This window comes from Micromonospora sp. SL1-18 (genome assembly GCF_047921505.1).
GTDB lineage: Bacteria > Actinomycetota > Actinomycetes > Mycobacteriales > Micromonosporaceae > Micromonospora.
In genome coordinates this window covers 1-3,753 of sequence record NZ_JBLROA010000143.1, presented here as the reverse complement: position 1 = coordinate 3,753, position 3,753 = coordinate 1, and the positions used below count along the sequence as shown (strand labels likewise).

The 3,753-nt window shown below is 69.5% G+C and carries 4 protein-coding genes; 1 reads left to right on the top strand and 3 read right to left on the bottom strand.

All coding sequences use genetic code 11. From position 1 onward, the window contains the following. Window positions 1-196: 196 nt before the first annotated feature. Window positions 197-1,306, bottom strand: a complete 1,110-nt coding sequence (locus ACNAW0_RS29985; protein WP_416291407.1) for an FAD-dependent monooxygenase — start codon at window positions 1,304-1,306, stop codon at window positions 197-199. A 74-nt stretch (window positions 1,307-1,380) separates the two neighbouring features. On the opposite strand from ACNAW0_RS29985, the gene ACNAW0_RS29980 reads away from it, so the two are divergent. After that, complete coding sequence (locus tag ACNAW0_RS29980; RefSeq protein ID WP_416291406.1) at window positions 1,381-2,040, top strand: TetR family transcriptional regulator; 660 nt, start codon at window positions 1,381-1,383, stop codon at window positions 2,038-2,040. 231 nt (window positions 2,041-2,271) lie between these two features. Here the strand turns inward: ACNAW0_RS29980 and ACNAW0_RS29975 are convergent, their stop codons facing one another. Together ACNAW0_RS29975 and ACNAW0_RS29970 are read right to left on the bottom strand one after the other, a co-directional pair. After that, the gene (locus tag ACNAW0_RS29975) at window positions 2,272-2,922 is read right to left on the bottom strand and encodes a hypothetical protein (RefSeq protein ID WP_416291405.1); all 651 of its coding nucleotides are present in this window, start codon (window positions 2,920-2,922) and stop codon (window positions 2,272-2,274) included. A 98-nt stretch (window positions 2,923-3,020) separates the two neighbouring features. Then, entirely contained in the window at window positions 3,021-3,452 is a 432-nt protein-coding gene (locus ACNAW0_RS29970; protein WP_416291404.1) for an MmcQ/YjbR family DNA-binding protein, read from the bottom strand. Between the last annotated feature and the right edge of the window lie 301 nt (window positions 3,453-3,753).

Below are 3,753 nucleotides of genomic sequence, written 5' to 3'. Positions count from 1 at the left end.
CGGACGATTTCTTCAACGCATTTCAAGCGCAGGACACTAGTCTTGGTTGACGCATGCTGACCGGCGACGGTCTGTACGGTCGTCGCCATAGTCGCGAGGCTTGAGGTCGTGTCTTGCGGGGCTCTACCTCGCCCCGGTGCTGGCGCGAGCGGGGCCACCGAGTTCGCGGTCCACGCGGCCGTCTGGATCAGGATGATCAGCCGGCCGGCAGCAGCCTGGCCACCGCGTTACGGGTGACGATGCCCGCCCGGCTCTTCGGGATCAACATCGCCGCCACGAGACCGGCGCCGCGCCCTCGGAGATCGGTGCGGCGCCGGTGCTCGGCCTCGTAGCGCCGGAAAGCGGCGACATGGTCGCCCTCGGCGAGGGCGGAGGCCAGCGTACGGGCACCGGCGATGGCCATGCTCGAACCGTCGCCGAACAGCGAGACCGAGGCCGCCGCGTCGCCCAGCAGCACCACCCGCCCGGCTGACCAGGACGGCAGCACCACCTTGCTGACCGCGTCGAAGTAGAGATCGTCCGCCTGCTGGGCCTGGGCCAGCAACTCGGGCACCCGCCAGCCGCGCTCCCCCGCGTACGCCTCGGCGAGGATCCGCCGGTGCTGGGCGGAGTCGAGGTGGTCGAAGCCAGGGACGGCGGGGTGCCGGAAGATGAACGCGACCCCCGCTTCGCCGCGGACTGGATGCAGCGCGACGAGCCGGCCCGGCGTGTTGTAGAGCAGCACGTTGTGCGGCTCCTCCGGCGGCTCACCGAGCGGTGTGGTGGCCACGTAGACGCCGAGGTTGCGCACGAAGTCGCCCTCCGGGCCGAAGGCGAGCCGGCGCACCGCCGAGTGCAGCCCGTCCGCCCCGACGACCAGGTCGAACCGGCGGGCCGGGCCACGCTCAAAGGTGACGTCCACCCCGCCGGGGTCCTGGTCGAGCCGGGTGACGGTGTCGTCGTAGACGAACTCGGCGTCGTCGCGGGCCGCCTGGTACAGAATCCGGGCGAGATCGGCGCGCGGCACCTCGACCTCAGGTGTGCCGGCCGGGCTGCGCGTGGCGGGCATCGACATCCGGCGGCTCAGACGGCCCGACGAGTCGACGAACCGCATGCCGGTCGCCTGGGTGGCCGCCGCGCGCAGGGCGTCGACCAGGCCCATCTGCTCGACCACCGGAAGGGCCGGTCCGCGCACGTCGACAGGGTTGCCACTGGATCGCTGCCCGTTCGCGCGCTCGACGACCGTGGGTCGGAACCCCGCGCGGGCCAGCCAGTATGCGAGGGTCGGGCCGGCCACGCCGGCTCCGGAGATGAGCACTGTCCGCATGAGCCGAGGGTAGACGCACTCAATGCAGCATTGCAACGAATGCCGACTGGCAGTCGGTGCAGTAAACTGTCCCCATGTCACTTCGCGACCGCAAGCGGGCCCGCACCCGGCAGGCGCTGGTCGACGCCGCCATCGACCTGATCGAGCGGAAGGGCTACGAGGCGACCACGATCGCCGACATCGCGGCCGCCGCCGAAATCGGCACCCGCACCTTCTTCAGCTACTTCCCGAGCAAAGAGGATTTGCTCTTCCCGGAGACCGACCGCTGGGTGCGCGTCGCGGTCGACGCGATCGCCCGCCGGTCGCCGGACGAGGAGCTGGCCGAAGTCCTGCTGCGCGCGCTCCGTGAGGCGAACGACGAGAGCGAGGACATGACCGGCCCGCTCGCCGCACTGAGGATCCGGTTGACCATGGAGGTGCCCGCGGTCCGCGGCCGTGCCCTACAACTGCAGTGGGAGAGCCAGCGCAAGATTGCCCGGCACCTGGCCGCGGCCTACCCCGACCGCTTGGGCGAGGTGAGCGCCGCCGCTCTGGTCGGCGCCTTCGTCGGCGCGGCTACCGGCGCCCTGACAACGCTGATGGAGGACCCGGAGCGCCGAGCCAACCCGGCTGCGATCCGCGAGTCATTGCAGAAGGCCACCGAGATCGCCCTGCGCCCGTGGGCGCCGCAGATCAGGCCCTCACAAGAGGTCTCGACACCGGCCACCTCGACACCGCCGCCGGCGTCGCCCTGAAACGTACGGTCAGGCACCGGCACCGCACCGGCGCCGATGCAGGCAGGCCAGCCTGTCCGCATCACTGTGGAGGACAGCGGCTGAAGACCGCCACCTCACCGCCGGAAGGTAGCGCACTGTTCTCGGCAGTTGAGTGTGTCCCGACGAGCGCCATCCGAACGCGGGGCTGAAGAGGACTCCGACCGAATGGTCATATTCCGGTCAACGGGGCGACACAGGTGCCGGCGACATTTACGCAGCGCTGGCGGACGCCCGCCGCTTCTTCTTCGGCTGAGCGGGCACCTCCGCTAGTGCCTTGAGTTCGTCGGCGGTCAGGACGCGTCGCGTACCGGGAGGGATCTCCGGGAAGGCGGCGCGCTTCTTTCCCGGCTTCGAGGCCTTCGTCGCCGCATCCGCCTCCCTTCGCGCCCCAGCCGCAGCAGCGGCGGCTTCCTGACGCTTGGCCTCCGCGGCTGCTTTCCGTTCAGCCGCGGCCGCCGCAGCAGCAGACCGCCTCGCTTCAGCGGCGGCAGTGGCGTCCCGTTTCTTCGCTTCGGCGGCTGCTTTCCGCTCGGCGTTGGCGGCGGCCCTCAACGCCTGCTTGACGTGTTCGGCTTCCCCGGCCACCTTGACGAGTTTCTTGACGTCCAGGGCCTTCGTCAGGTTCGTCCGTTCGACGATCTCTTCGGCGGTCGCGCCAGCGATGAGCAGGGCCGCGAGCGCCTTGCCGCGTTCCTTGCGCAGGGCGTCGGCTATACCGTCGAAGAGAACCTGCTGATGGGTGAGGTCGAGGTACCGGTCCAACGGGTGCGGTTCGCCCAGCGCATACGCGCAGAGGTTGCGTGTCATGCCGTCGATCTCGTCGGCGCTGACTTCGTACCCTTCCGTTGTGGGGTCTTTCATCGACGGCCTCCCAGGATCGCATCATCCAGCCAGGGAATGATGCCAGGTCTGGCGGGTCGCCTGTCGCCTGTCGCCCGTCGCCTGTCATCGGAGCGGAGTCACGTTTCGTTGGCCGGGTGGTCGGGCGGCCGCTCGACGAGGCGAGCCAGCCTCTTGGGCGCCTGTACGCGGAAGCTCTCGGTGAGCAACTCCGCAACCTCGGTCCAGTCGGTGTGCGCATCCAGGACCATCCCGACGACGTTATCGCCCCATCCAGGCCAGTAGAACGGCAAGCCGGAGCCGACGAGCCCACCGACCTCGTCGGCGGGCGCCCGGAACGTCACCACACAGACAGGGCCGTCAGACGCGAAGACCCGCGCGTGGGAGGTCCGGTTATCAGCCTCGACCGTGCAGGCATGGGCGAACGTGCGGCCGCGCACGCGCCAGCGGATGCCGGTCCAGGCCAGCTCCTCATAGGCGCCGGGTAGCCCCAGACACACTGCCCGCAACCGATCCTCGACCAGTGGCGGAACGTCTTCCGATCCAGCCATGGTCCGACGCTACCGCCGGGGTACGACGGATAGGCGCACTCAATTCGGCACGTCCGGACGCGAGTTAGCCAGGGGGCCGGTTACCGAACGCAACAAGCGCTTCGCGGCATGTGAGGATGTAGGCCTAGCCGTCGAGATCTCGCATCAGCGCTCTCATTACCGGTTGCCAAGCCACGTTTACGATCCACCGGATGTCATGGCCGGTTAGCGGCACCCTCCGCCAGCAAGAGCGACGGCCTCGTACAGCAGAGGTAATCAGGGAAAGGGCTCCTGCCCGGCCGCCAGGGCGTCCGCCCGCCGG

Excerpts from the sequence above, each read along its gene's own strand:
- ACNAW0_RS29970 (WP_416291404.1), bottom strand. The coding sequence starts at position 3,452 with ATGGCTGGATCGGAAGACGTTCCGCCACTGGTCGAGGATCGGTTGCGG.
- ACNAW0_RS29985 (WP_416291407.1), bottom strand. The coding sequence starts at position 1,306 with ATGCGGACAGTGCTCATCTCCGGAGCCGGCGTGGCCGGCCCGACCCTC.
- ACNAW0_RS29980 (WP_416291406.1), top strand. The coding sequence starts at position 1,381 with ATGTCACTTCGCGACCGCAAGCGGGCCCGCACCCGGCAGGCGCTGGTC.
- ACNAW0_RS29975 (WP_416291405.1), bottom strand. The coding sequence starts at position 2,922 with ATGAAAGACCCCACAACGGAAGGGTACGAAGTCAGCGCCGACGAGATC.